At 69.6% G+C, this 23,769-nt stretch carries 26 protein-coding genes; 8 read left to right on the top strand and 18 right to left on the bottom strand.

The window, feature by feature from the left end:
• Window positions 1-31: 31 nt before the first annotated feature.
• Window positions 32-2,014 (bottom strand): amino acid transporter, encoded by a 1,983-nt coding sequence (locus ACFYO2_RS24170; protein ID WP_388352800.1) that lies wholly within the window; start codon window positions 2,012-2,014, stop codon window positions 32-34.
• A gap of 294 nt (window positions 2,015-2,308) precedes the next feature.
• Here ACFYO2_RS24170 and ACFYO2_RS24165 point away from each other — a divergent pair, with 294 nt between their 5' ends.
• Window positions 2,309-2,659: a hypothetical protein gene (locus tag ACFYO2_RS24165; protein WP_388352586.1), complete on the top strand. Its 351-nt coding sequence runs from the start codon at window positions 2,309-2,311 to the stop codon at window positions 2,657-2,659.
• A 39-nt stretch (window positions 2,660-2,698) separates the two neighbouring features.
• Here the strand turns inward: ACFYO2_RS24165 and ACFYO2_RS24160 are convergent, their stop codons facing one another.
• From ACFYO2_RS24160 to ACFYO2_RS24145, 4 genes are all read right to left on the bottom strand, one after another.
• Window positions 2,699-3,214: a carboxymuconolactone decarboxylase family protein gene (locus ACFYO2_RS24160; RefSeq protein ID WP_388352583.1), complete on the bottom strand. Its 516-nt coding sequence runs from the start codon at window positions 3,212-3,214 to the stop codon at window positions 2,699-2,701.
• A 310-nt stretch (window positions 3,215-3,524) separates the two neighbouring features.
• A complete protein-coding gene (locus tag ACFYO2_RS24155; protein WP_388352580.1) occupies window positions 3,525-4,325 on the bottom strand; it encodes a hypothetical protein in 801 nt (266 codons plus the stop codon).
• A 108-nt stretch (window positions 4,326-4,433) separates the two neighbouring features.
• Window positions 4,434-5,123: a response regulator gene (locus ACFYO2_RS24150; RefSeq protein WP_388352577.1), complete on the bottom strand. Its 690-nt coding sequence runs from the start codon at window positions 5,121-5,123 to the stop codon at window positions 4,434-4,436.
• Window positions 5,120-6,787, bottom strand: a complete 1,668-nt coding sequence (locus tag ACFYO2_RS24145; protein ID WP_388352574.1) for an ATP-binding protein — start codon at window positions 6,785-6,787, stop codon at window positions 5,120-5,122. The genes ACFYO2_RS24150 and ACFYO2_RS24145 overlap by 4 nt, the downstream gene beginning before the upstream one ends.
• A gap of 261 nt (window positions 6,788-7,048) precedes the next feature.
• On the opposite strand from ACFYO2_RS24145, the gene ACFYO2_RS24140 reads away from it, so the two are divergent.
• From ACFYO2_RS24140 to ACFYO2_RS24130, 3 genes are read left to right on the top strand one after another with little or no spacing between them, the layout of a single operon-like run.
• Complete coding sequence (locus ACFYO2_RS24140) at window positions 7,049-7,894, top strand: ABC transporter ATP-binding protein (protein WP_388352572.1); 846 nt, start codon at window positions 7,049-7,051, stop codon at window positions 7,892-7,894.
• A gap of 10 nt (window positions 7,895-7,904) precedes the next feature.
• Window positions 7,905-8,795, top strand: a complete 891-nt coding sequence (locus ACFYO2_RS24135) for an ABC transporter permease (protein ID WP_388352569.1) — start codon at window positions 7,905-7,907, stop codon at window positions 8,793-8,795.
• Window positions 8,796-8,853: 58 nt separating this feature from the next.
• Window positions 8,854-9,903 (top strand): ABC transporter substrate-binding protein, encoded by a 1,050-nt coding sequence (locus ACFYO2_RS24130; protein WP_388352566.1) that lies wholly within the window; start codon window positions 8,854-8,856, stop codon window positions 9,901-9,903.
• A gap of 154 nt (window positions 9,904-10,057) precedes the next feature.
• Here ACFYO2_RS24130 and ACFYO2_RS24125 read toward each other — a convergent pair whose 3' ends face one another.
• The 4 genes from ACFYO2_RS24125 to ACFYO2_RS24110 all read right to left on the bottom strand — a co-directional run bounded on the left by ACFYO2_RS24125 (window position 10,058) and on the right by ACFYO2_RS24110 (window position 12,869).
• Window positions 10,058-10,426, bottom strand: a complete 369-nt coding sequence (locus tag ACFYO2_RS24125) for an ArsR/SmtB family transcription factor (RefSeq protein ID WP_388352563.1) — start codon at window positions 10,424-10,426, stop codon at window positions 10,058-10,060.
• The gene (locus tag ACFYO2_RS24120) at window positions 10,423-10,869 is read right to left on the bottom strand and encodes an SRPBCC domain-containing protein (protein WP_388352560.1); all 447 of its coding nucleotides are present in this window, start codon (window positions 10,867-10,869) and stop codon (window positions 10,423-10,425) included. The genes ACFYO2_RS24125 and ACFYO2_RS24120 overlap by 4 nt, the downstream gene beginning before the upstream one ends.
• A gap of 328 nt (window positions 10,870-11,197) precedes the next feature.
• Window positions 11,198-11,695 carry a phosphatase PAP2 family protein gene (locus ACFYO2_RS24115; RefSeq protein WP_388352557.1) on the bottom strand — a complete coding sequence of 166 codons (498 nt, stop codon included), beginning with the start codon at window positions 11,693-11,695 and terminating at the stop codon, window positions 11,198-11,200.
• 112 nt (window positions 11,696-11,807) lie between these two features.
• Window positions 11,808-12,869 carry a YihY/virulence factor BrkB family protein gene (locus tag ACFYO2_RS24110; protein WP_388352554.1) on the bottom strand — a complete coding sequence of 354 codons (1,062 nt, stop codon included), beginning with the start codon at window positions 12,867-12,869 and terminating at the stop codon, window positions 11,808-11,810.
• 197 nt (window positions 12,870-13,066) lie between these two features.
• On the opposite strand from ACFYO2_RS24110, the gene ACFYO2_RS24105 reads away from it, so the two are divergent.
• Window positions 13,067-13,480 (top strand): VOC family protein, encoded by a 414-nt coding sequence (locus ACFYO2_RS24105; protein WP_388352553.1) that lies wholly within the window; start codon window positions 13,067-13,069, stop codon window positions 13,478-13,480.
• Window positions 13,481-13,640: 160 nt separating this feature from the next.
• On the opposite strand, the gene ACFYO2_RS24100 is transcribed toward ACFYO2_RS24105, so the two are convergent.
• From ACFYO2_RS24100 to ACFYO2_RS24080, 5 genes are all read right to left on the bottom strand, one after another.
• Window positions 13,641-14,234, bottom strand: coding sequence for a DinB family protein (locus tag ACFYO2_RS24100; protein WP_388352550.1), 594 nt, complete (start codon window positions 14,232-14,234; stop codon window positions 13,641-13,643).
• Window positions 14,235-14,321: 87 nt separating this feature from the next.
• On the bottom strand, window positions 14,322-14,975 hold the full coding sequence (locus ACFYO2_RS24095; RefSeq protein ID WP_388352548.1) for a maleylpyruvate isomerase N-terminal domain-containing protein: 654 nt from the start codon (window positions 14,973-14,975) through the stop codon (window positions 14,322-14,324).
• An 80-nt stretch (window positions 14,976-15,055) separates the two neighbouring features.
• Complete coding sequence (locus tag ACFYO2_RS24090; RefSeq protein ID WP_388352546.1) at window positions 15,056-15,238, bottom strand: DUF899 family protein; 183 nt, start codon at window positions 15,236-15,238, stop codon at window positions 15,056-15,058.
• A 77-nt stretch (window positions 15,239-15,315) separates the two neighbouring features.
• The gene (locus ACFYO2_RS24085) at window positions 15,316-15,495 is read right to left on the bottom strand and encodes a hypothetical protein (RefSeq protein ID WP_388352798.1); all 180 of its coding nucleotides are present in this window, start codon (window positions 15,493-15,495) and stop codon (window positions 15,316-15,318) included.
• On the bottom strand, window positions 15,432-15,827 hold the full coding sequence (locus ACFYO2_RS24080) for a hypothetical protein (protein WP_388352543.1): 396 nt from the start codon (window positions 15,825-15,827) through the stop codon (window positions 15,432-15,434). Before ACFYO2_RS24080 ends, ACFYO2_RS24085 begins: the two co-directional genes overlap by 64 nt.
• Window positions 15,828-16,039: 212 nt before the next feature.
• Between ACFYO2_RS24080 and ACFYO2_RS24075 the strand changes: the two genes are divergently transcribed.
• Entirely contained in the window at window positions 16,040-16,303 is a 264-nt protein-coding gene (locus tag ACFYO2_RS24075; protein ID WP_266451468.1) for a GlsB/YeaQ/YmgE family stress response membrane protein, read from the top strand.
• A gap of 204 nt (window positions 16,304-16,507) precedes the next feature.
• On the opposite strand, the gene ACFYO2_RS24070 is transcribed toward ACFYO2_RS24075, so the two are convergent.
• Complete coding sequence (locus tag ACFYO2_RS24070) at window positions 16,508-17,485, bottom strand: ABC transporter substrate-binding protein (protein ID WP_388352540.1); 978 nt, start codon at window positions 17,483-17,485, stop codon at window positions 16,508-16,510.
• 534 nt (window positions 17,486-18,019) lie between these two features.
• Between ACFYO2_RS24070 and ACFYO2_RS24065 the strand changes: the two genes are divergently transcribed.
• The gene (locus tag ACFYO2_RS24065; RefSeq protein WP_388352537.1) at window positions 18,020-18,874 is read left to right on the top strand and encodes a PaaX family transcriptional regulator C-terminal domain-containing protein; all 855 of its coding nucleotides are present in this window, start codon (window positions 18,020-18,022) and stop codon (window positions 18,872-18,874) included.
• Between the two features lie 185 nt (window positions 18,875-19,059).
• Window positions 19,060-19,893, top strand: coding sequence for a class II glutamine amidotransferase (locus ACFYO2_RS24060; protein WP_388352534.1), 834 nt, complete (start codon window positions 19,060-19,062; stop codon window positions 19,891-19,893).
• Here ACFYO2_RS24060 and ACFYO2_RS24055 read toward each other — a convergent pair.
• The 3 genes from ACFYO2_RS24055 to ACFYO2_RS24045 all read right to left on the bottom strand — a co-directional run bounded on the left by ACFYO2_RS24055 (window position 19,839) and on the right by ACFYO2_RS24045 (window position 23,769).
• Window positions 19,839-20,498 carry a TetR/AcrR family transcriptional regulator gene (locus ACFYO2_RS24055; protein ID WP_388352531.1) on the bottom strand — a complete coding sequence of 220 codons (660 nt, stop codon included), beginning with the start codon at window positions 20,496-20,498 and terminating at the stop codon, window positions 19,839-19,841. The two genes, ACFYO2_RS24060 and ACFYO2_RS24055, sit on opposite strands and share 55 nt — an antisense overlap.
• A gap of 38 nt (window positions 20,499-20,536) precedes the next feature.
• Window positions 20,537-22,591: a discoidin domain-containing protein gene (locus ACFYO2_RS24050; RefSeq protein WP_388352527.1), complete on the bottom strand. Its 2,055-nt coding sequence runs from the start codon at window positions 22,589-22,591 to the stop codon at window positions 20,537-20,539.
• Between the two features lie 239 nt (window positions 22,592-22,830).
• Window positions 22,831-23,769, bottom strand: a complete 939-nt coding sequence (locus tag ACFYO2_RS24045) for an SDR family NAD(P)-dependent oxidoreductase (RefSeq protein ID WP_388352524.1) — start codon at window positions 23,767-23,769, stop codon at window positions 22,831-22,833.

Raw genomic sequence — 23,769 nt, 5'->3', positions numbered from 1 at the left:
CCTCACCCGGCGGGGGTCGCGGGGCCCCGGATCAGCCGCCGACGTGGATGCCGGGGCGGCGGTCGGGGTCGGGTTCGTTGCTGCGGATGATCTCGCGGGTGACCGGAGCGGTGTCGCCGCGGCCGAGCAGGAAGTAGCGGAACATGTGCCGGAGGGGGCTGCCTTCGGCCCATGCGAAGTAGCAGTGCGGCTGAACGCCGGTCGCGTTGCGCAGGGCGAGCAGGACGGCGGCGATGGCGTTCGGGGCGGCCGGGGCCTCGGTGCGCAGGATCCGGTAGCCGTCGACCTCGACGCCGCGTACGGCGAGGGCCTCGCTGAAGTCGGACGGGTCGACCACGTCGATCTCCAGGAAGAGCACGTCGGCCGGGCCGGGCACCGGATTGTTGCCGCGCTGCTCGCGTTCCTTGGCGGAGTACTCGGCGCCGTCGCCGGTCTCACGCCGGTTGGCGATGATGTTGATGGAGTTGTCGTGGGCGAGGGTGTCGGTGATGAACCGGCGGGCGGCCGGGTCGAAGACGATGCGGTCGGCGCGCAGTTCGGTGGTGCGTGAGACCCGTGAGATCAGTGACACGGCGATGATGCCCAGGATGAACATGCCGGAGATGGTGATGCCGTCGGGCTTGTCGACGATGTTCGCCACGAGGGCGTAGAAGAGCACCGCGGTGAGCAGTGCGAAGCCGGTGGCGGTCGCGCGCCGGCGGCGGCGGACGACCGAGACGGTGACGGCGAAGGCGCCGGAGACCATCATGGCCAGGATGCCGGTGGCGTAGGCGCCGGCCTGGGCGTCGACGTCGGCGTCGAAGGCGATGGTGATGAGGACGCACAGAGCGGTGTAGACCAGCACGACGGGGCGTACCGCACGACCCCATTCCGGGGCCATGCCGTAGTCGGGCAGGTACCGCGGGACGATGTTGACCAGCCCCGCCATCGCGGACGCTCCCGCGAACCACAGGATGAGAATGGTGCTGATGTCGTATCCGGTGCCGAACGCCTCCCCGACCTTCTCGTGGGCCAGCCAGGCCAGGGCACGGCCGTTGGCCCCGCCACCGGGCTCGAACTCCTTGTGCGGGATGAGGACGGTGGTCACGAAGCTCGCGGCCAGCAGGTACACGCTCATGATGAGCGCCGCGGTCGTCAGCAGCCTGCGGGTGTTGCGGATACGCGAGCGCAACCGCTGCTCGGCATCCGCGCCGTCGGCGGCCACCAGCGGCATCATGCTGACGCCTGTCTCGAAACCGGACAGGCCAAGCACCAGCAGCGGGAACGCCATGAGCGCCGGCTCCACCAGATGACCGAATCCGCCTCCGCCCTCGCCGAGCGCGTCCGTCCATGCCGAGAACGCCCCCGGCGTGGTGAACACATCCACCAGTCCTACGGCGATGACCACCGCGTTGAGCACGAGGAAGACCGCCACCAACGGGATGGCAACACTCACCGCTTCACTGAACCCGAGCAGGAACACCCCGCCGAGCACCAGCAACAACGCGACCGTGATGGCGACTTCATGACCGTGCAGGGCATGGGGCAGGTAGGGGTTTTCCACCATGTGGACGGAGGCGTCGGCCGCGGACAGGGTGATCGTGATGATCCACGAGGTGGCCACGAAGCCGAGCAGGACCAGCACGAACAGCTTGCCCCACCAGAACGGCAGCAGGTCCTCCAGCATCGCCACCGACCCGGCTCCGTGCGGGCTCTCCCGGGCCACCCGCCGGTACATCGGCAACATGCCCACCAGGGTCAACGCCACGATGAGCAACGTCGCCAACGGCGAGACGGCCCCGGCCGCGAGTGCCGCGATGGCCGGCACGTAGGCAAGGCTGGAGAAGTAGTCCACTCCCGTCAGGCACATCACCTTCCACCAGGCGTGCGGCTCGGAATGGTCCTCGCCCGCCGCCGGCCCGACCGGCTGCACCCGGTGGCGCAGCAACCACTGCGCCAGGCCGCCGGTCGGCTGCGGACGATGAGCGGGACTGTCCACCACTTCCGGCATGGCCAGTTCGTTCGCGTCCTTCATGTCCCCCATCAGCCTTCCTGCCTGGCAGCACACGATCACGGCAGTCGCCGCACGCACGGCACCGCACCGCACCGGTCACCGAGTATGCGACCTCCCGGTAGCCCCACCTCCACCGGGGGGCGATACGCCGTCGCCGTGCGCGTCACCACGCGCGGTCGTCGACGCCTGGCCCGCGCATGCCCGGGCCGCGTGGTGCGTACGCCGCCGTGCGGCAGCCGGGAGCGCCGCCAATGGGCCGGTGCCGGCGGGGTATTCGGAAAGCGACCGCGGTGTCCGTCGATTCCGAGGAGGTACGTGCCGTGCGCCTTCAAGCGCTGGCTCGACCGCCGTCCGACCGCGCAGGCGGTCGTCATCTTCCCGCTGGGTGTGGGAGTCACCGCCCTGTTCCGCCGGAATGAACATCCGCTGTCGTGGGTGATTCAGGGCGCGCTCTACACGGCCATCGCCATCACGTTCCTGGCCGTGCAGCATCGCAGGGTCGGCCGTGCGGTAGGCACCGACCCGAGTGGAACAGCCGATCTCAGCCGTAAGATCCGGCACCGCGAGGTGCCGAGTGATCCCGGCGAACAGGTCGCCGTCACGCCATGGACCGCTTCCGCTCCATGCAGCCGGCCCCTGCGGAACCAGAGCAAACGCGTGTCGTGAGTCCTCCACCGGGATGGCTTCCTGCCTCTTCCACACGCGTCAGCGCATCGGGGGAAGTCCGGGCTCCGGCCGCACGTGCAGGGAGTTCAGGGTGAAGGCCAGCAGATGGTAATGGCCCACCAGCATCGGCAGCTCGATCAGCTGGCGCTCCGTCAGGTGTCTGGTCAGTCCTTCCCACGTCGGCTCGCTGATCCGTGCTCCCGAGCGCAATTCGTCCGTCGCCCGCAGCAACAGCGACTGCCGTTCCGTCCAACCGGGCGCGTCGGGACCTGCCGCCACCCGGCTCATGTCGTCCGGTGACAGCCCGGCCTTCTCGGCGATCCTCACGTGCTGGCCCCACTCGTAGGGCGAATCGCAGTTGCGCGCCACCCGGAGGATCACCAACTCGCGGTCGGCAAAGGGAAGTTCACCCGCGAGTAGCAGTTGGCCGCTGAACGGAAGCCACGCGGCGAACAATTCGGGATGACGGGCGAGCGTGGTGAAGACATGTGCCTCGCCGAGCGTAGACACGCCGAGCCCGAGTGAGCCGATGTCGGCGGACAACGTCTCCCGCACGGACTCAGCCCATTCCTCCGCGGGCTGCGGGGGAATCCGGGGCTCCGTGGGCGGCAGCGGTGTCTCTGACACGCGGCCACGCTACGCCCCACACCGGCCGCGGGAAACGCCGAAGACAAGCCATGTCCGCAGCGGCGTCGACCTGATCCCGCGACAGCCCGCCGCGCTGATCCACGGCGCCCTGTGGCCCGCCGCAGGACGGCCGGCGCGATCGGCTGCCCGTCCCGCACCTGCGTGAACCGCTCGGCGTGCCGGCGCACTTCGGCTGCAACGACGACACGCTCGGCAGGATCAGCGAAGTCCTGCGCACCTACACCTGAGCCGGTATCACGTCGTGCTGGAGGTCCTTGCGAGAGGCGGCCAGATAGCCGACGAAGCCGATGATGGCCACCGTCCAGGACAGCGTGACCGGCCCCAGGCCCCCGTTCAGTCCGCCTCGTTGGTGGCTGACGGCCATCCAGTCCGCGACGGAGGCACCGAGCGGGCGGGTGAGGACGTACGCGGACCAGAATGCGGTCACCGCGTTCAGGCCGCCGCGACGGTGGGCGAGGGCCGGTACGGCGATCGCGGCGGCGTACAGGACGGCGGAACCGAGACAGCCGAGGCCGATCGTGGCGGTGAGATCCCCTGCGGCGGTGCCCAGCGCGAACGTGGCCAGCACGGCGGCCCAGTAGAAGGTCTCGCGGCGCCGGGTGTGAATGCTGTGGATGGACAGGGTGCGTTCGCTGCGGTGCCACAGGGCGAAGACGACGGCCAGTGCGGCCATGAAGAACGGGGTCGAGAGCGCGTACGGCACGCCGAGGCCGACGTGCAGGACGTCGGCGGCCATCGTGCCGAACACGCTGATCACGACGATCGTCGTCCAGTAGATCCACGCCACATACCGGCGGGCGGCGAACTGCACCGCCAGGGCGGCCACCAGGGCGAGGCCGCCAAGTCCGACGGCGGGGATCGGGCCGAGCCGGTGGGCCACGAAGTCGGAGGCCGTCTCACCCATGCCGGTTGTCAGCACCTTGATGATCCAGAAGTAGACGGTCACCTCCGGCACTTTGCTCGCCGCGTGCCGTACCGGGCCCACTGGCCGGTCGTGAGTGAGGTGATCTGTCGTCATGGCAGGCACGATGGCATGATGCCGGGCGGTTGCCCCAGACCCCTTTGCCAGCATTTTGGTGCTTGTGGTAGACGAGTTGCCCAAGCGGCAAGGCGGCCGGCCGAACGGTCAGTGAGCGATCCGGTAGCGGTGTTCGGGCCGACCCGTGGCCCCGTAGCGGAGTTCGAGCCGGACCAGGCCCTCCTTGACGAGGTAGGACAGGTAGCGCTGGGCCGTGGCGCGGGAGACGCCGGTGAGTTCGGCGGCCTCGGCGGCGGACAGTGCGCTGTGGGCGGTGCGCAGGATCTGGTGCAGGAGGGCGAGGGTCGGTGCGGAGTGGCCCTTGGCCGGGACCCGGGGAACGGTGGGCGGGTGGGCGGCGCTGAAGAGGGCGTCCACGTCGGCCTGGTCGGTCTCCGGGGTCGAGCCGAGTACGTCCATGCGGTGCTGGAGTTCCCGGTAGGCCATGAGCCGCTTGGCCAGGTCACCCGAGCCGAACGGCTTGACCAGATATCCCACGGCCCCGAGCTTCATCGCGACCCGCACGGAGGTGATGTCCCGGTCGGCGGTGATCATGATGGCGTCGGGGCGGTCGCCGCCCTCGTCCCCGCTGAGCTGTCGCAGCACGTCGAGTCCGCTGCCGTCCGGCAGGAAGATGTCGAGCAGCACCAGGTCGGGGCGGAGGGTGCGGACCGCCTCCAGCGCGTCTGCCACGGTGGCCGCCTCACCGACCACCTCGAAGCCCTCGACACGGGACACGTAGTCGCAGTGGATGTGGCTCACCCGGAAGTCGTCGTCCACCACCAGGGTCCGGATCATCCCCGTTCACCTCCTGTCGGCAGGACCGTGGTGAACAGTGCACCCTCGGTCGCGGGCGCGAAGTCCGGCAGGGGCAGTACGACGGTGAAGACCGCGCCCGGGCCCTCGGTCACCGTGATGGTGCCGCCGTGGCGCTGCACCAGCCGGTGCACTATGGCCAGGCCCAGGCCGCGCCGGGCGGTGCCCCGGTCGGGCCTGGTGGTCCAGCCGTCCTGGAAGATGGCGTCGGCGGCGCCCGGCGGGATGCCCGCACCGCTGTCCGCAACCTGCACGGTCACCTCGTCGACGCCTTCGATCAGCGAAAGTCGCACTTCGCGGCCGCTCGCCGAGGGCGGCCCGCCGGCCGTCGCGTCGATCGCGTTGTCCAGCAGGTTGCCGACGATGGTCAGCAGCCGTTGCAGATGCGGCGGGTCCTGGCCGAGTGCGGAGTCCTCGCTCAGCACGATCCGCACCCCGCGTTCCGCACCGACCGTGGTCTTGGCCACGATCAGCCCGACCATCAACGCGTTGCCGATCCGCTGGCGTACGGACTCGGTGAGCGCCTGCTCGGCGCCGGCCGACTCGACGGCGAACTCGAAGGCGGCGTCGTGGTCGCCGATGTCCAGCAGCCCGGCCACCGTGTGCATGCGGTTGGTGAACTCGTGCTGCTGGGCGCGCAGTGCGTCGGTCAGACCGCGCACCGAGTCCAGTTCGCGGAGCAGGCCGACGAGTTCGGTGCGGTCGCGGACGGTGACCACGGCGCCCAGTTCCCGGCCGTGCAGCGCCACCGGCATCCGGTTGACGACCAGGCAGTGGTCGTCGGTCAGCACGCTGATGTCGGTGCCGGTCACGGTGCCGTCCAGGGCGCGGCGCAGCCGCCCGTCGGGCAGGACGTCCGCCAGCCCGCTGCCGAGTGCGGTGCCGAGGCCGAGGAGGAGGCGGGCCTCGTCGTTGACCACGGTGATCTTGCCGTCGGGATCGAAGGCGATGACTCCTTCGCGGATGCCGTGGAGCATCGCCTCGCGGTCCTGGAGCAGCCCGGCGATCTCCTCCAGCTCCAGTCCGAACGTCGACCGTTTCAGCCGTTTGGCCAGCAGCAAGGCGGCCGCCGAGCCGAGCGCGACGGCGATCGCGGCGTACAGGCCGAAGGTGGGAAGCTCCCGCCACAGCTCACCGAGCACATCGCGCTCCGGCAGGCCCGCCGACACCTCGCCGACCAGCGTGCCGGTGGGCCCGTACAGCGGGGCCTGGCCGTTGGCGGACCGCCCGGTGGCCCCTACGTCGATGCCGACGTGCGGACGTCCGTCACGGGCCGCGCGGGGGTCGGTCACGGTCTTGCCGATCAGTGACGGCATCGGGTGCGAGTGACGCACCCCGTGCAGGTCGGTCACCACGACGTACGACGCGCCCGACGCCTTGCGGATCCGTTCGGCGACGGTCTGGACGACATCACCACCACCGCCGTACTCCATGGCCTGCTGGATCTGCGGTTCGGCGGCCATGGTCTGTGCGATGGCCAGGGCGCGCTGCTCGTAGGCGCGGTCGAGTTCGGCCCGCTGCGCGACGGCGAACAGTACGAAGCCGGCGAGTCCGGTGAGCGCGAGGATGAGCAGCTGGTTGGCCAGGATCCGCGCGGAGAGTCTCCCCGTCCCGCCGCGGCCGATCCGGATTCGGATGGGTATCACAGGTGCGTTCGCCCCGGTCGTGCCTCGTTCGGGGCCGGCCCCTGCGCCGTACCCGTGGTGGCGTGATTGTGCCTGCCCACGGGCGCTCTGCCCACCCCCCGGATCACTGAGCAGAACGCGCAGAACCCCGTTCAACGTGGGAAACCCGCGCAACCTTCGGAAGTCTCGCCCCGCCTCGGACGCGGGCCTACGTTCTCGTCACCCGCCGGAAACACCGGCGCAACGTACTTCTCCGACATCCTCCGAAGGCGGTGCGATGCAGTGCCCGAATCAGTGACCGGTACGGCTCCGGCGATCGAGCTGCGCCAGGCGACCAAGCGGTTCCGCACCCCGTCAGGCGGGGTCTACACCGCTCTGCGTGACCTCGACATGACGGTGGCCCCCGGCGAGTTCTGCGCGGTGGTCGGCCCGACCGGCTGCGGCAAGTCGACCACTCTCTCGCTGATCTCCGGCCTGGAGCAGGCGAACGCGGGCCAGACCCTGATCCACGGCGAAGCGGTCACCGGGATCGACCCCCGGGTCGGCTTCATGTTCCAGACCGACGCCGTCTTCCCGTGGAAGTCGGTGCTGGACAACGTGGCGGCCGGGCCGCAGTTCCGCGGCACACCGAAGAAGGAGGCCGTCACCAAGGCGCGTGACTGGCTGCGCCGGATCGGCCTGTCCGGCTTCGAGGACCGCCTGCCGCACCAGCTGTCCGGCGGCATGCGCAAGCGGGTGGCGCTGGCCCAGACGCTGATCAACGAGCCCGAGATCCTGCTGATGGACGAGCCGTTCTCCGCGCTCGACGTCCAGACCCGGCAGATCGTCCAGGACGAGCTGCTGTCCCTGTGGGAGCTGACCCGCCCGGCCGTCGTCTTCGTCACCCACGACCTGGAGGAGGCCATCGCGCTCGCCGACAAGGTCGTGGTCCTCACCGTCGGCCCCGGCACGGTCAAGGACACCTTCCGCGTCGACCTGCCCCGCCCCCGCAAGGTCCAGGAGATCCGCTTCGACCCGCACTTCATCGAGATCTACGAGCAGATCTGGGAGACCCTCCGCGACGAGGTCACGCTCGCCTACGCCCGCACCTCGGGCGCCCGGACCACACCCGCCACCGCCTCGGTCTAGGAGACCCGTGATGACCGACCTCCTCGTCAACAAGGACCCCGGCCCCGCCGCTCCCCCGCTCCCCGCCGACGAGGCCGCGCTGATCCGCACCGCCAGGTCCCGCACACGCCGCCGCCGGCTGCTCATCCTGCTCGCGCAGATCGGGCTGGTCGTGCTGGTGCTCGGCGGCTGGCAGCTCGGCGCCTCCAGCGGCTCGCTCGACAAGTTCACCTACGGATCGCCCGACGGTGTCGTCACCCAGCTGAAGACCTGGTTCACCGACGGCACCTCGCTCGGCTCCATCTGGCACAACATCGGCGTCACCATGCAGGAGACCGTCCTCGGCTTCCTCATCGGCACGGTCGCCGGAGTCGTCCTGGGGATCGCCCTGGGCCGCATCCGGGCGCTGGCGGACGTGATGGCACCGTTCATCAAGGCGGCCAACTCCATCCCGCGCATCGTGCTCGGCTCGATGTTCATCATCTGGTTCGGCCTCGGCCCGTCCGGCAAGGTCGCGCTCGCCGTGGTGCTGGTCTTCTTCTCGGTCTTCTTCAACGCCTTCCAGGGCACCCGCGAGGTCGACCGCAACCTGATCGCCAACGCCCGCATCCTGGGCGCCTCCGAATGGCGGGTGACCTCCCACGTCGTCCTGCCCTCGGCGATGACGTGGATCGTCGCCTCCCTCCACGCGGCCTTCGGCTTCGCCCTCATCGGCGCCATCGTCGGCGAGATGCTCGGCGCCCAGGCCGGTCTCGGCCAGCTGATAGCCCAGGCCCAGGGCAACTTCAACGCCGACGGCGTCTACGCCGGAACCCTGATCATCGCCGTCCTCGCCCTGATCGCGGAGTTCCTCGTCACCCGCTTCGAGAAGAAGGTGCTGCGCTGGCGGCCCACCCAGCTGTCCGCCGACAGCGGCCTGTAGTCCCCTCTTCCGGCCTTCACCACGCACACCGCACACCACACCACAAAGGAGACCAGCGATGAAGCTGGCCAAGAACACCCTGATCCCCGCCGCCGCCTGCGCGGCCCTGGCCCTCACCCTCTCCGCCTGCGCCGGCGGGTCGAGCACCCAGTCCGTCGCCAAGGGCTCCGGTGGCACGCCCACCGTCAGAATCATGGTCGGCGGCCTGGACAAGCAGATCTACCTGCCGGTGATGCTGGCCCAGAAGCTCGGCTACTACAAGGCTCAGGGCATCAACGTGAAGCTCTCCGACGAACCCGCCGGAGTCGAGGCCGAGACCGCCATGATCTCCGGCCAGATCGACGCGGTCGTCGGCTTCTACGACCACAACATCGACCTGCAGTCCAAGGGCAAGTCCACCGAGTCCGTGGTCCAGCTGCTCCAGGCGCCCGGCGAGGTGGAGATGGTCCGCAGCGACGAGGCCGGCAGCGTCAAGAGCCCGGCCGACTTCTCCGGCAAGCACCTCGGTGTGACGGGCCTCGGCTCCTCCACCAACTTCCTCACCGAGTACCTGGCGACCAAGAACGGGGTCAAGCCGGGCAAGGCCACCTCGGTCGCCGTCGGAGCCGGCTCCACCTTCGTCGCGGCCATGCAGAACAAGCAGATCGACGCCGGCATGACCACCGAGCCCACCATCTCCATGCTGGAACAGAAGAAGCTGGCCACACCGCTGATCGACATGCGTACCGCGGCCGGCGCCAAAGCGGCGCTGGGCGGAACCTACCCGGCGTCCTGTCTCTACATGACCACGGCCTACGTCCAGAAGAACCCGGCCACCGTGCAGAAGCTCGTCAACGCCTACGTCGCGACGCTCAAGTGGATCCAGACGCACACCGCCGCCCAGATCGCCGACAAGATGCCGGCGGACTACTACGCCGGCGTCGGCAAGGACGTCTACTCCAAGGCGCTGCAGAACGAGAAGGGCATGTACTCGCCGACCGGCCTGATGCCCGCCGACGGTCCCAAGACGGTCCTGAAGGTGCTCTCTGCCTTCGACCCCACGGTCAAGGGCCACACCGTCGACCTGTCCAAGACCTACACCGACGACTTCGTCAACAAGGCCAAGTGACTCCTGCGTCCCTCCTCCCCGGGCCCACCCGCCGGCCCCGGGAGGAGGGACGTCCGGTTTCAGGTGCGCTCCGGCGCGGTGACGCGATGGTCGAGGAGTTGCCGGTGTACTCGGTGATGATCCGGTCAAGGTTCCAGCGGTTCGAGGCAGATCCTCAGTCGGGACGGGTGGGGCGCGCTTCGCGCTCCGCCGCCTCGGCGACGCGTTTGATGTTCGCCAGCCGCCGGTCCCAGTCGGCCGCGAGGGAGGCCATCCACCTCGCCGTCGCGTCCAGCGCCGCGGGCCGTACCGCGTAGCGCACCTCGCGGCCGGCCCGGGTGGCGGACACCAGCCCGGCGGCGTCCAGGACGGCGAGGTGCTTGACCACCGCCTGCCGCGAGACGGGCAGTGGTTCGGCGAGTGTCGTCGCGGTGGCCTCGCCCCGCGCGGCGAGCAGTTCCAGCAGTCGGCGTCGCGTCGGGTCGGCCAGCGCTGTGAGGACGCTGTCGACCGCCTCGCCGGCGCCGGCCCCTTCGTCCGTCACGTGGAGGGCTGTTCGGCGCGCGTCTTGAGCGCGTCGAGCTCCAGCGGCCAGCCCGCGGTGTGGTCCTTCAGGTTCTGGCTCCGCAGCTCCTGCGACCCGGCCAGTGCCGAGAAGCCGCTCTCGACGACGCGCAGCCGCGTGCCGTCGCCTTCCGCGGTCAGTGTGAACTCCACGAGGGTGCTGTTGTCCTCGCGCAGCTCCTCTCCCGGGAACGCGCTGGTCCACCGGTACGCCAGGTACGTGGGCGGCTCGACCTTCTCCACGCGCACCGGGAAGTCGCCGTGCTCCGCGTTCTTCGCCACCATCGACTCACCTTCCCTGGCCACGGTGCCGGGCAGGCTCGCCTTGTCGGCCACCCAGAACCCGGGCTGGGCCACCAGCGACCAGACCCGCTCCATGGACGCGGCGATCAGGGTCTCGCGCTCGATCCGGTCCTCGCTCATGAGGGACTCCATTCATTGCCGTCGTTGAGTGCAACCCCAGAGTTGCACATCGGGGGAGCCAAGTGCAACCAGCGAGTTGCACATCCCGCGGTGGCCTTGCGTCTGGCTCCAAGTGGGAGGCAGCACCCCGGCCATCCGACTCACCGTCGACGGCATGGACGGTGACCGGCGAGGGCCTGAGCGCGTACCGAGACGGTGACCCAACCCCTGTCCTGCACGACGCGGCGATCCTCGGCACGGTGACGACCACCACCAGGCAACGGCGCCGCCTGCTGGGCGAACCCGGAGGACCAGGTCAAACGGCCGGCCTTCGTGCTCGCAGCTCCCGTCAGAGCACATATCGCCGCAGCAACTGGGGCACGGCCCGCACCAGCGCGGCCGCGGCCACACCGATCGCGCCGCCTGCGGCCACGTCGGTGGGGTAGTGCGCGCCGCTGTGGACCCGCTGCGTGGCCACCATCACCGCCGAGGCCCCACACGCGGCACCGGCGGCCGGCCACACCGGCGTGACGGCCCCGGCGAAACCGAAGGCGGCGGCGGTGTGCCCGGAGGGAAAGGAAGAGCTGTCCGGTCGGTCCCGAAGGTCGTCCGGCGGCACCCATTCCCGGGGCGGGCGGCGGCGCCGGTACAGCTGCTTGACGACCCCGTTGGACAGCACCTCGGCCGTCGCCATCGCCGCCACCCCCGCGGCAGCGGCGGTACGACCGCGCCACCCGCCGACGGCGGCCATGACCCCGGCCGCCGCCCACCACAGCTTGGTGTGCTCGGCCGCCTCCTCCACCGCGGGCGCGACCTGCCGCAGCCAGGGAGGTCCCCATGCGATCACCCGTCTCGCCAGCCGGCGATCCCGGTGGCGCAAACTCGTCATCACTTCCATGACCAGCCGACTTCCCGCCCGGAGCCCCCTCATACCGGTACCGCGCCGGTGATCCGCCACCTCAGGATTCAAGGCGGCGACGGTCGCCCTCGCTCCACTTCCGGGTGTCGCGCGGCTGGACGTACGGCTCCTCACCGGCCGGGTGACCGGCCGCGACAGCCCGCTGGCGGGCCATCTCCGCGTCGAACTCCAGGCCGAGCAGGATCGCCAGGTTCCCGATCCACAGCCACACCAGGAAAATGATCACACCGGCGAGGGCGCCGTAGGTCTTGTTGTACGAGGCGAAATTCGCGACGTACAACGCGAATCCCGCCGAGGCGATCATCCAGATCACCAGCGCGAGGAAGCTGCCCGGGGTGATCCAGCGGAAGCCGCGGACCTTGGCGTTGGGTGTCGCCCAGTACAGGACGGCGATCATGATCGTGACCAGGAGCACCAGCACCGGCCACTTCGCGATCGACCACACCGTCAGCCCCGTGTCGCCGACCCCGAGCGCCGTGCCGACCTCCCGCGCGAGACCGCCGGTGAACACCACGATCACCGCACTGATGACGGCCATGACCATCAGCACCACGGTCACGCCGACCCGCACCGGCAGCACCTTCCACACCGGCCGGCCCTCGGGGACGTCATAGACGGCGTTGGCGCTCCTGATGAACGCGGCGACATAGCCGGATGCCGACCACACCGCGAGCGCCAGACCCACGATCGCCATGACCGAGCCGAGTCCGGCGTTGCCCTGCATCTGCCGCACCGCGTTGGTGAGGACGTCTCGCGCCGCGCCCGGTGCGAGCTTCTCGATGTTGTCCAGCACCTCCTGAGTCGCCGACCGGCCGACGATCCCCAGCAGGGACACCAGCGCCAGCAGAGCCGGGAACAGCGCCAGGATGCCGTAGTAGGTGAGCGCTGCGGCCCGGTCGGTCAGCTCATCATTCTTGAACTCCCTCAGGGTGCCTTTCAGTACCGTCCCCCAGGAGCCCTTGGGCAGGTCCGTCGGACTGTCCGGCGCCTGCCGCTCCACCTGTTCGTCCGGCCCGGCATCCGACGCACGCACGGTCTCGGCCTGCCGACCGGCCGCGACGTGCCCGCCGTTCCTTCCATGCCTTCTCATCGTCCGTGTCATGCCGCACGAGTATCCGGCTGAACACCACCCATACGCCTATTTGCGTCATATTGGGCATCCGGTTTTCTCGGGTGGTGAAGCACCCCGGGGGCATCATGCCGGCAGTCCGCAGGACGCGGCCGCGCCCGGCAGGCCGTTGTCAGTGGCCCGCGTTAGTCTGCGCGCATCCGACGATTCAGCCTGTTCCAGGAGGTTTCATGGCATCGCGCCTCAACCCGTACCTCAGTTTCGACGGCGACGCCCGGCAGGCGCTGGAGTTCTACAAGGAGGTCTTCGGCGGCTCACTGAAGGTCAACACCTTCGGGGAGTTCGGCCACCAGGAGGCCGCGGAGGCCGACAAGATCATGCACGGCATGCTGGAGACCCCGAGCGGCTTCACCCTGATGGGCGCCGACACCCCACCGGGCATGGAACACACGCCGGGCAACACCTTCTCGGTGAGCCTGAGCGGGGACGACGACACGGAACTGCGCGGCTACTGGGAGAAGCTGTCCGCCGGCGGTTCCGTGTCCGTCCCGCTGGAGAAGCAGATGTGGGGCGACGTGTTCGGCATGTGCACCGACCGCTTCGGCATCCCCTGGATGGTCAACATCATCCAGCCCCAGGGCTGACCGAACCCCGCCCCCGGGTGGATCCCGCCCGGCCGCATGGTCCCGGCGTCCGTCGACCGGACAGTCGGCGCGCACCGGGATCGCCCATGGGATCCGCCGGCGGTCGCGGGCGCGGAGTGGCCCTGTGCCCCGGCCGTCGGAAGATCTGCCACCGTATGAGTTACGCGCCTCGGTCAGCTTGCTGAGCCGCCCGCTCCAACCGGCTCCGATAGCCCTCCCACCACGCCGAGTCGCCCGGCGGCATGCTGTCATTGCCCTTGTTCATGCCCACGGCACCGTCCATGAGTTCCCGGACGATATCGGCGTGCCCGGCGTGCCGGTGCGTGTCAGCGATCACGCGCACCACGGCATGATGCAACGTCACCTCGTCCTTGCCGCTCGGCCACCACGGCACTCTGCCCACCGTGTCCAGCGCCAGCGCGTCGATCGTCGCGTCCGCGTGCGCCCACGCACGGCGGTAACGCTCCACGATGTGCTTGCGTGACTCGTCGGCGGTGGCCCACATGTCCGCGTTGGGCTCACCACCGTCTTCGAGCCAGGGCGAATGCTCGCCGGACGGCCGTCCGAAGGTGGCGCCGAGGTAGCCCAGCTCCACGCCGGCCGCGTGTTTCACCAGGCCCAGGAGATTGGTGCCGGTCGGCGTCGAGGGTCGGCGGATGTCGTACTCCGAGAGGCCTTCGAGCTTCCACAGCAGGGCGTCTCGGGCGGTTTGCAGGTAATAGTGAAGGTCGGCCTTGGGATCCGATGCGGTCATGTCGTCAGTCTGCCGCTCGCGTGATCTCTGTCCACCGCTTTTGTGCACTGCTCGGTGCCGCGCCGACAGTCCGGCCGGCTGAAACAATCATCCGAGGACGAACGGCAGTTGCGCGGCCGACTCACCCAGTTCGGCCCTCTCCGCGTCGGTCGGGGCACGCCGTCCGGTGCCGATCAGCAGCGCGTCCTTGTCGGAGAACGTCGGGGGAAACGCCGCACCGGCGATCTTCTCCAGCAGCTCCCGCGACCGGGCAAGCCCCTCGGCGGGCGGTTCCGCCGCATCCGGCAGGTGCGCGATCAGGTCGAGATGGTGCAGCGTCCATTCCAGGACGTACGCGCAGAGGTAGTCGCCCGCGGTGAGCACCTGGCCGCGGGTACCGACCCGGAGCGCGGGGTCCGCGAGTTCGGCGGCGCGTCCGGCGGCGGAACCGACGTCGTCCAGGTGGAACTTGAGCAGCCACGGCTCTTCGTATGCTGCGGCCAGGCGGACGATCAGCGCGTCGAGCGGGTCGTCGCCGGTCGGAGCTTCGACGATCTCCCAGTAGGTCACCGCGTCCCGGGTCGGTTCCGTCTCGGCGGGGGTGACGAGGGTGATCAGGACGTCCTGGGCATCGATGATCAGGTGACACACCAGGTCCCGTACGAGCCAGCCGGTGCAGCCTGACGGCCGGGCGAAATCCTCGTCCTGGAGTTCGGCGACCGCCGTGCGCAACGCTGTCCAAGAGCGTGAGAAGACATCCACGGCCGCAAGCTAGCAGCGCACGGCCACCGCTGCGACCGACTTCTCCCGCCCGTGCACAGCGCGACCTGGCTGCTCCCGCGTCAGAGGCCCGACGCGGGGCGGGCGTGAGCACCCTTGAAGTCACTGCCGTACGACGACGCCCAGGGGAAATTCCAGCCCATCCGCCGCTTGTACGCCTGCAGTTGCGCCGGCGGGGCCCGCGACACCACGCAGAGCGTGACGTCGTGACGCGCGAGGTGGACGACGGAGCCGTCGAGCAGCACGACCGTATCTGCATCTGCCAGGCCGGCAAAGGATGTTGGGGGCCGGGCGCGGCCTGCCGGGCCCGGCCTCTGCGGAGTCAGAAGCCGACGTCGGCCGGACGGCACGTCGGCGGTCGGCGCACTCGGCCGGTCTGCTCGTGGCCGCAGGCCAGGCGGAGCAGGGTCGGCTCACTCCACGCCGTGCCCATGAACGTCAGGCCGACCGGCAGACCGAACGCGAAGCCTGCCGGGACGCTGATCGCGGGGTATCCGGCCAGTGCGGCGGGTGGGACGCGCCACCGCCGTAGCTGTCCCCGCGGATCAGGTCGATCTTGGACGGCGGTCCGGTGGTCGGCATCACCAGTGCGTCCAGGCGGAACCGGCGCAGGACGGCGTCGATGCCGGCGTCCCGCCGAGCAAGGGTGTGGCTGCCGCAGCGGTGCTGAACGCGAGCACGCTCCGACGCGAGGCGTTGATCCGGTCCAGTGGACGGCTCCGGCTTCGGCTCCGGCTCCGGCTCCGGCTCCGGCTCCGGCTCCGGCTCCGGCTCCGGCCGCATGATCGGTGGACGTGAGGGCGTGCCACCGGGGAAGTCCTCATGTGCCGGCACGCTATAGGCGTAACCGGCATATCTCGCCCCGGCTGTCCCCCGGCTCCGCAGTGGCAGACGCCCCCTACCTGACCGGGGGTCAGCCGGAGTGTCGCGCCCGGCACACGGCGTCGGTCAGCGCATCGAGGGGCCGTCGCATGAGCAAGGCGGAGTGATGCCGTCTCGAACGGGCACTCGTATGTCACCAACGAGTGAGGGGTGACAGACCGCTCATGGAGATCTCAGGCGTCATCAGCGCAATTGTCATCGGTATCGTGATCGGCGTTCTCGGCCGACTCGTCGTCCCCGGCCGTCAGCGGATCGGCATCCTCTGGACGATCGGGATCGGCATCATCGCGGCGTTCATCGGAACCGGCATCGCATCCGGCCTCGACGTAGCCGACACCGAGGGCGTCGACTGGGTCGAGTGGATCATCCAGATCGCCCTCGCGGCCTTCGGTGTCGCCGCGATCAACAAGGTGAAGCTGCGCCGCTGACCAGCAGCCCCACCACACCCGGCGGAATCCCGGCGGCCGACGCAGTCCGGCCGCGCCCCGCCGCCGTCCCGAAGACGGCGCGGGCGCGGTCGCGGCGGCGTCCGCGCCGGACACTCCGGTCAGCGACAGGAGGTTCACGATCAGCAGGGCGAAGGAGCGGCCGAAGACTGATCGCACGCCGTCACACGGTGACGCCGTGACCGCTCACGAGAACAGGGCCTCCAGGTCCGGCTTCTTGTCGCCGAAGAGGCCGTCCTTTTCACCGAGGGAGGCCAGCTTCCGAAGGGAGGCCATGTCGACGTTCGCCGGCCAACTGGGCAGTGTGAGCTTCTCCTGGACGTCACTACTGATCTTGGTGTAGGTGGCGAGGATCTGACGCGCCTCGTCCGGGTGATCGGAGGCGTACTGCAGCGACTCGGTCATGGCCTCGGTGAACTTCTTCACCAGGTCGGGATTCTGCTTCTCCACCTGGGTCGAGGTGAAGTACGTCGCCACGGTGAGCTTCGGGTCCGTCTCGGCGAACGGCGAGGCCACCACGCGGGCACCCTGCCCCTTGGCTATCGTCATCGCGGGCTCGCCCATCCAGGCGGCGTCCACCCGCCCGCCGTCCAGTGCGGCCGGCATCTGGTCGAACGGTATCTCGACGAACTTCACCTTCGACGGGTCGCCGCCGGCCTGACGGACCGACTCTCGGACCGTCGTGTCCCCGATGTTCTGCAAGGTGTTCACCGCGACCGTGTGCCCGGCGAGGTCCTCGGCCGACTTGATCGGGCTGTCCTTCTTCACCGCCACTCCGGTGACATCGGCCCCGACCTTGCCGTTGGAGGCCGCGCCGTTGGCCACGGATTCGACCGGCACTCCCTTGACCTGGGCGATCATCAGCGACGTGGTGTTGCTGAACCCGAACTGGAACTGGCCGCTCACCACGCCGGGGATGATGGCCGCACCGCCCTGGGCGCCCACCATCTCCAGCTTGATGCCGCGGTCGGCGAAGAACCCCTGCTTCTGTCCCAGGTAGAGCGGCGCCACGTCGACGATGGGGATGACGCCGACCTTCACCGTGACGGTCTCGCCCCCGCCCGAACTCGACGACCCGCTCGATCCCGAGTCCGACGACCCGCAGCCGGCTGCGCCGACGATCGTGATCAGTACTGCGGCAAGCCCGAAAGTGCGCCTTTGCATGGGCTCCTCCTGACGGAAGGCAAACATGTGGACGGTGTGAGCGGCGTGAACCGCCTCGGTCACCAGACATGCTGACGGTGAGTGAGGCGGCGAAGCGGCGAACGGGCCGCGGCTGCCGGCCACGACTCAGCACTGAATGTTGTGCACTTTCTTGACGGCGGAAATCTACACATCTACCTTCGCGCTGTCAGTACTCCGGACAAGCAAGGTTGCGACGGCTCCGTCCCCGCCCCACACCCACCGGGAAACCCGCCGAGCGGGCCCCGATGGCGCCCACGGCCCACCTGACCGAGAGGGAGCCACGTCCGTGAAAACCCGTACCAGCAGCCGCACACCGGTCGCACTGGCCGCTCCGCTGCGCTGCGGCCCCGTCGCCCCGGCCGTCCCGGCGGCGGGCACGCCCTTGAGGACCACGTCGCCACCACCCGGCGCCCCACCCGCGTGCTTATGACCCCGTCCACGCCGCCGACCGCCACAGAAGCTGGCCGACAGCCGCCCGCCGGGGCTCCGGCGGGCGACCGTACCCTTGTCGACGTGCACGAAGAACCCCGGCGGACCACCGTCGACGCCCCCAGCGGACCGCAGCTGCGCCCCCAGTCGCTCATGCTCGCCTTCTTCGGCAACAACGTTCTGGACGTCGGGCCCCGGTGCGTGTACTCGGGCAGCATCATCGACGTCCTCGCCCGTGCCGGAGTCGGCGAGCAGGCCGTACGCTCCACCCTCTCCCGCATGGTCAACCGAGGCCTGCTGCAACGCCAACGCGAGGGACGCCGAATGTACTTCGGCCTCACCCCGCAGGCCGCTCAGATCCTCCAGGACGGTAGCAAACGCCTCTGGGACACCAGCGCCGTCAACGACGACTGGGACGGCAGCTGGACCCTGCTCGGCTTCTCCCTCCCCGAGTCGTGGCAGCGTCAGCGACACGACCTGCGGTCCCGGCTCACCTGGTCGGGCTTCGGCGCGCTGTACAGCGGACTGTGGATCGCACCCGGTGACGTCGACGTCTCCGGCATCGTCGCCGAGCTCGGCCTCGCGGCACACGTCAAGATCTTCCACGCCACGGCCGACGACGCGACCGACGTCGGCCTGATGATCCGCGACACCTGGGACCTGGACGGCGTCGCCGCCCGCTACGCCGACTTCGACAAACGCTGGACCGCCTGGCTCGACACCGGCTCCGGCGACCCGCTCGGCAACCGGCTGCGTCTGATCAGCGAATGGCTCGACATCATCCGCACAGACCCGCGCCTGCCCGCCCGGCATCTCCCCGCCGACTGGCCGGCGCAGCCGGCGCACGACACCTTCCACCGCGTCGCCGAACGGACCGAGGCCCCCGCCCGCGAGATGGCCGCCGAACTGCTCGAGACAACTCCTCTGAGATCGTCCTGAACGATTGAGCGGCTGCCCGCAGGGCCGCACCGAGCTGGTGCGGCCCTGTCCGTATGCGATCAACGGCCACCCGAGCGACCGTGGAAGGGCAAGCCGCATCCGGCCGGCGCGGGAGCGTACGGAGTCCGTCCCCCGTACCCTCGGCGGCCGGAACTCGGTCCCCCTGCTCGGGGTTGGTGGTAACCATGTGCCGGTGGCTCGTCTACTCAGGGACTCCGCAGCTCCTCGAAACCATCCTGTACAAACCCGCGCACTCACTCATCGACCAGAGCCTGCACTCCCGCCTGGGCGTGGAGACGACCAACGGGGACGGCTTCGGCGTCGGCTGGTACGCGCAGGACTCCGACCTCGGCAGCCCAGCCGTCGTCCGCGAGACCGGACCGGCGTGGAACAACCGCAATCTGCGGGAGATCGCCGGGCACGTCAGGTCTGCCCTCTTCTTCGCCCACATCCGCGCGTCGACGGGTACGGCGGTGCAGCAGACGAACAGCCACCCCTTCCGGCACGGCCGCTGGATGTGGATGCACAACGGGGCCATTGCCGGATTTCCCCAGATGCGCAGGGAGCTCTGCCTTGCCGTGGACCCTTCGCTGTTCGGCGACATCGAGGGGTCCACGGATTCCGAGGTGATGTTCTTCCTGGCGCTCACCCTCGGACTCGAGGACGACCCTCCAGGTGCCGTCGCCCGGATGGCCGGGCTGATCGAGCGCACAGGTCACGCACACGGCATCGCCGCCCCGCTTCAGATGACCATCGCGACCACCGACGGCACGAGCGTCTGGGCGTTCCGCTACGCCAGCGGGGGCAATGCCCGCTCGCTGTACTACAGCAGCCGCGTCGACTCGATACGTGCCCTGCACCCCGACATGTCGTTCCTGAAGGATCTGTCCGAGGAGACACGCCTCGTCGTGTCCGAGCCCCTGGGCGATCTGCCAGGAGTCTGGAACGAGATGCCGGAGCACAGCTACGGCGAGGTGCGACCCGGCGCGGACGTGCTGCGCCCCTTCGCGCCCTCCTGACATCGTGGGATGTCGGCATCGACCAGGCCGGCGATGTGGGCGGTGACCGTGTCGAGGATGTCGGTCCAGGTGGTCGCGTCGCCGAGCACCAGGTAGTTGAGGGTCAGGCCGTCGGTCATGGCGGCCAGGTAGCGGGCCAGCACCGGGACGGGTACACGGAGCCGCAGGCTCATGTCCTGGCGGAGCTGGTCGATGAGCTCGGTGTACGCGTCGGCGTACAGCTCGTACTGGCGGCGCGCCAGGTGCTCGAAGCCGGGTTGGCGCAGGGCGTACTGGGTGAGTTCGTAGGTGAGCATGTGTTCGTCGGGGTGGGCGCGGACGTGGTCCCAGTACGCCTGGAAGCCGGCCCGGACGGTCTCCTCCAGCGTGGCCCTGGGGCGCAGGGCCTCCTTCACCAGGGTCACGTAGTGGTCGGTGATCGTGGTGATCACTGACTCGATCAGGGCCTGCTTTGAGTCGAAGCAGTAGTGGAAAACGCTCAGGGACACGTCCGCCTCGGCGGCGATGGACCGGGTCGTCGTCTTGGCGACGCCGTCCCGGGCCATCGCCCTGATCGCCGCTTCCGTGAGCTGCCGGCGCCGTTCGACCAACGGCATCCGAGCCATATGCGTGTCCTGTCCTCGCGCCTGTGGTGGGTCGGCCGTCAGCTGCTGTGGACGCCCACCTCGTGGAGCGAGTATCCCCAGTCGGTGCCGCGGTCGAGGCCCAGGACTCGGACGTAGCGGGCGGGTGTGCCGGTGAACCGGGCCGTGTCCAGGCCGCCGTCGCCCGAGGTCGTGGACCAGGCCGTCTGCCAGCTCGTGCCGTCGGTGGAGAGTTCGACGCGGTACGACTTCCCGTACGCGCGTTCCCAGTCGAGCGTGACGCGTCCGACGAGGTTGGTGGAGCCCAGGTCGATCCGCAGCCACTGGTCGTCGCTCCAGTCGCTGGCCCAGCGGGTGTCGTCGTCGCCGTCCACGGCGCGGCCGGGCGCATAGCTGGTGAACGGGTTCGACTCGGCCGAACTGGCCGTGGCCGACGTGCCCTTGGCGAGGTTGACGCCTGCCTGGTGCCGCTCGGACGCTCCCCAGGTGTCGAGGTAGGACTCCGCGCCGCCGAGGAGGTCGTCGACCACGTCCTGGCCGCCGACGAGGCGGATGTCCTCGATCCAGTCCGGGATCATCCCGACGTGGGCGGCGCCGTCGGTGTTCAGGTCCCAGGTGCGTTCGCCGGTGGTCTGCCTGTCGATGAGGGAGCCGCCGTCGACGCTCTTGAACGGGTACGTGACCTTGTCGGCCGCATTCGCTCCGCGGGGGGCGGGGTGCTCGCCGATGCCGTTGAAGTCGGTGCCGTAGCCGTATCCCACGTCGTACTTGTCGCGCAACGCGTCCGTGCGCTTCGCCTCCTCGGCGAAGCCCTCCGAGCCGTGCATGTACTGGGCGACGAAGCCGCCGAGCGCGTAGACCCGCTCGGTCCAGTTGAGGTCCATCCAGCTGTGCGAGGAGAGCACGCCGGGATACGAGGCGGCCTCGAACATGTCGAGCACGCGGCCGGTGGCCTTGACGCTCATGTGGTCGATCTCGAGCATCATCTTGCGTTTCATCATGCCGCGGGCGGCGTACTCACCGAGTTCGGTGAGCCCGCGGGTGTTGCACTGCGCGTCGTCGTCGTACGCGGGGACGTCCACGCCCGCCGGCAGGTCCTCCTCCGCCTCGGAGGCGGCCGTGCCGATGGGGTTGTCGTGCTGGGGGCCGGTGCACTTCTCGGTCTTCCAGAAGGTGCCGGTCGACAGGAACTGCCCGACGTTGATGGCCGTTCCGAGTCCGCCCTCGTCGAAGCGGACCCCGCACAGCGCGTTGTCGAACTTGTGGCACAGGAACATGCTGCGCACGCCCAGCGCGTACAGCTCGTCGAGCCCGGCGTCGATGTCGGCCCTGCTGCACTGCGCGATGTCCAGGACCTGCTTGCAGCCGAACGGCTCGGAGGTCTCGACGCCCAGGATGACGGCCAACTTGCCCTGCTGGACGACCTGACGGGCCTGCGCGCTGTCGAGGACGATCCGGAACCAGCCCTTGCCGGGGCCGCCGTACATCTTGTCGATGTACGCCTGGAGGTCGTACGTCAGTTTCGCCTGGAGCCGGATCGAGGTCATCTCGTCACAGCCGCGGTCCTTGAAGGGGTACACCGAGCAGATCATGCCGTTGGTGACGAGGTCGTTGACGAGGACGCGCTGCCCGCCGCGCCAGGCCCGCTCCACCCAGGCGTAGTAGTTCGCCTGATGGGTCATCGAGTCGTACGCGGGCCAGTCCTTGAACGTCGGCCAGCCGACCGGGTCGTGCCTGCCGTCACCGCCGTGGGTGATGTAGTCGAAGATCGCGAGCGTGCCGTCCGGGTAGTGCTCGGGACAGTCCTTGAGCGCGTCGGCGACACCCGCCTCGGAGAACGTCTTGCCGCAGATGAGCCGCCCGCCGAAGGCCTCGTTGGACATCAGGTGGTTGTGCGCGTCGACGAACCCGCGCACCTCACCCTTGGCGTTGGTGCCGGTGAACGGCGCGCCGGTGACGTTGATCTGGGAGTCCGGCGCGGGCCGTGCGGTCGGTACCCACCAGTCGGTGCCGGCCGCCGAACTCGGCGTGGGACCGAGGGCCATGGCCAGCACGAGGAGGAGCAGCGAGACGACGGTGACGTCTTTGCGTCGGCGGTACGGGCGTCGAGTCATGGTCACTGCCCACGTCCCTCGGTCGGCGGGGATGGCGCGGTCGAGGAGCCTGACCATCCCGGAGCCCGAAGGCTGGATTGTCATGACCGGCGCAAGATATGCGACGAGGATCGCGACTCGGGGGTTCCCAGTCAAGGGTCCGGGACAAGTGACCTGATGAAAGGGTGGCACCGCCTGCTGCCGGCGATGCCATCCGGTCACTGCTCGGTCTGTCGCGGCGAACCGTTCATCACCTCACGTCAGAGAGCATCCGCCCCGGCCGCGTATGCCGCAGTGAACTGGTCGGCGCTGTCGCAGAGTTCGGCCTCGCGCCGCGGGTCGTAGGACTCCCGCGACGAGCGGTCCGTACGGCCGCGGTCGACGTAGGACCCGGTCGGCGCCCGGGTCGTGCCGAGGACGACGTCGGCGAGGTAACGGCCCGCGGCGCTGCGGCTGGTGGCGAACGGGGTGAGGGTCATCACCGGCAGGATGTGGCGCATCGCGAACCGGGAGACGGGGTCCGCGTTGCGGGCGAGGCCCGTTCCGGGGACGAAGCCGGGGTTGTAGGCGACGGTGTCGACCCCGGCCGGCAGGCGGCGCGCGTACTCGTGCACGAGGTAGATGCCCGCCAGCTTGCTGGTCGAATACGCGGTACGCCCGGCGGTGGCGGTGTTCGACTTGGGGAAGGCGCCCGGGCGGGCCAGGACGTCCGGGGACTTCCAGTCCGGGCCGGGCACCAAGCCCAAGTTGTGCTTGAAGTCTCCGAAATGGGTGTCGCTGGCGGTGATCACGATCCGGGCGGGAGCGGCGAAGCGGTCCCGGAGCAGGCGGACGAACAGGTGATGGGCGAGCACGTTGACGGCGAACGTGGCCTCGAAGCCGTCGGGTGTCTCGGTGAGCGCGTTCGTGTACTGCGTGCCCGCGTTGCCCACGAAGCCACGCAGCGGCGGAAGTTCACCGCTGTCCAGCCGGTAGCGGATCTCGGTGGCGGCCGAGCGGACGCTCTCCAGCGAGCCGAGGTCCGCGGCGACGTACGAGACCGGGCGTCCGCCCGCGCCCAGTTCCGAGACGAGCGGTGCGCCGGACGATCCGCGGGCGACGACGAGGAGATGCGCGTCCGGCGACCGGCGCAGGAGCTCTGCCGCGCCGACGCGGCCGATGCCGCGGCTCGCGCCCGTCATCACGATGGTGTGCTCCAA

Origin of the sequence: Streptomyces sp. NPDC006602, assembly GCF_042870385.1 — a bacterium.
In the GTDB taxonomy this organism is placed as follows: Bacteria; Actinomycetota; Actinomycetes; order Streptomycetales; family Streptomycetaceae; genus Streptomyces.
Note: the sequence above shows the minus strand (reverse complement) of the source record. Positions and strands in the feature narration are given on the sequence as shown.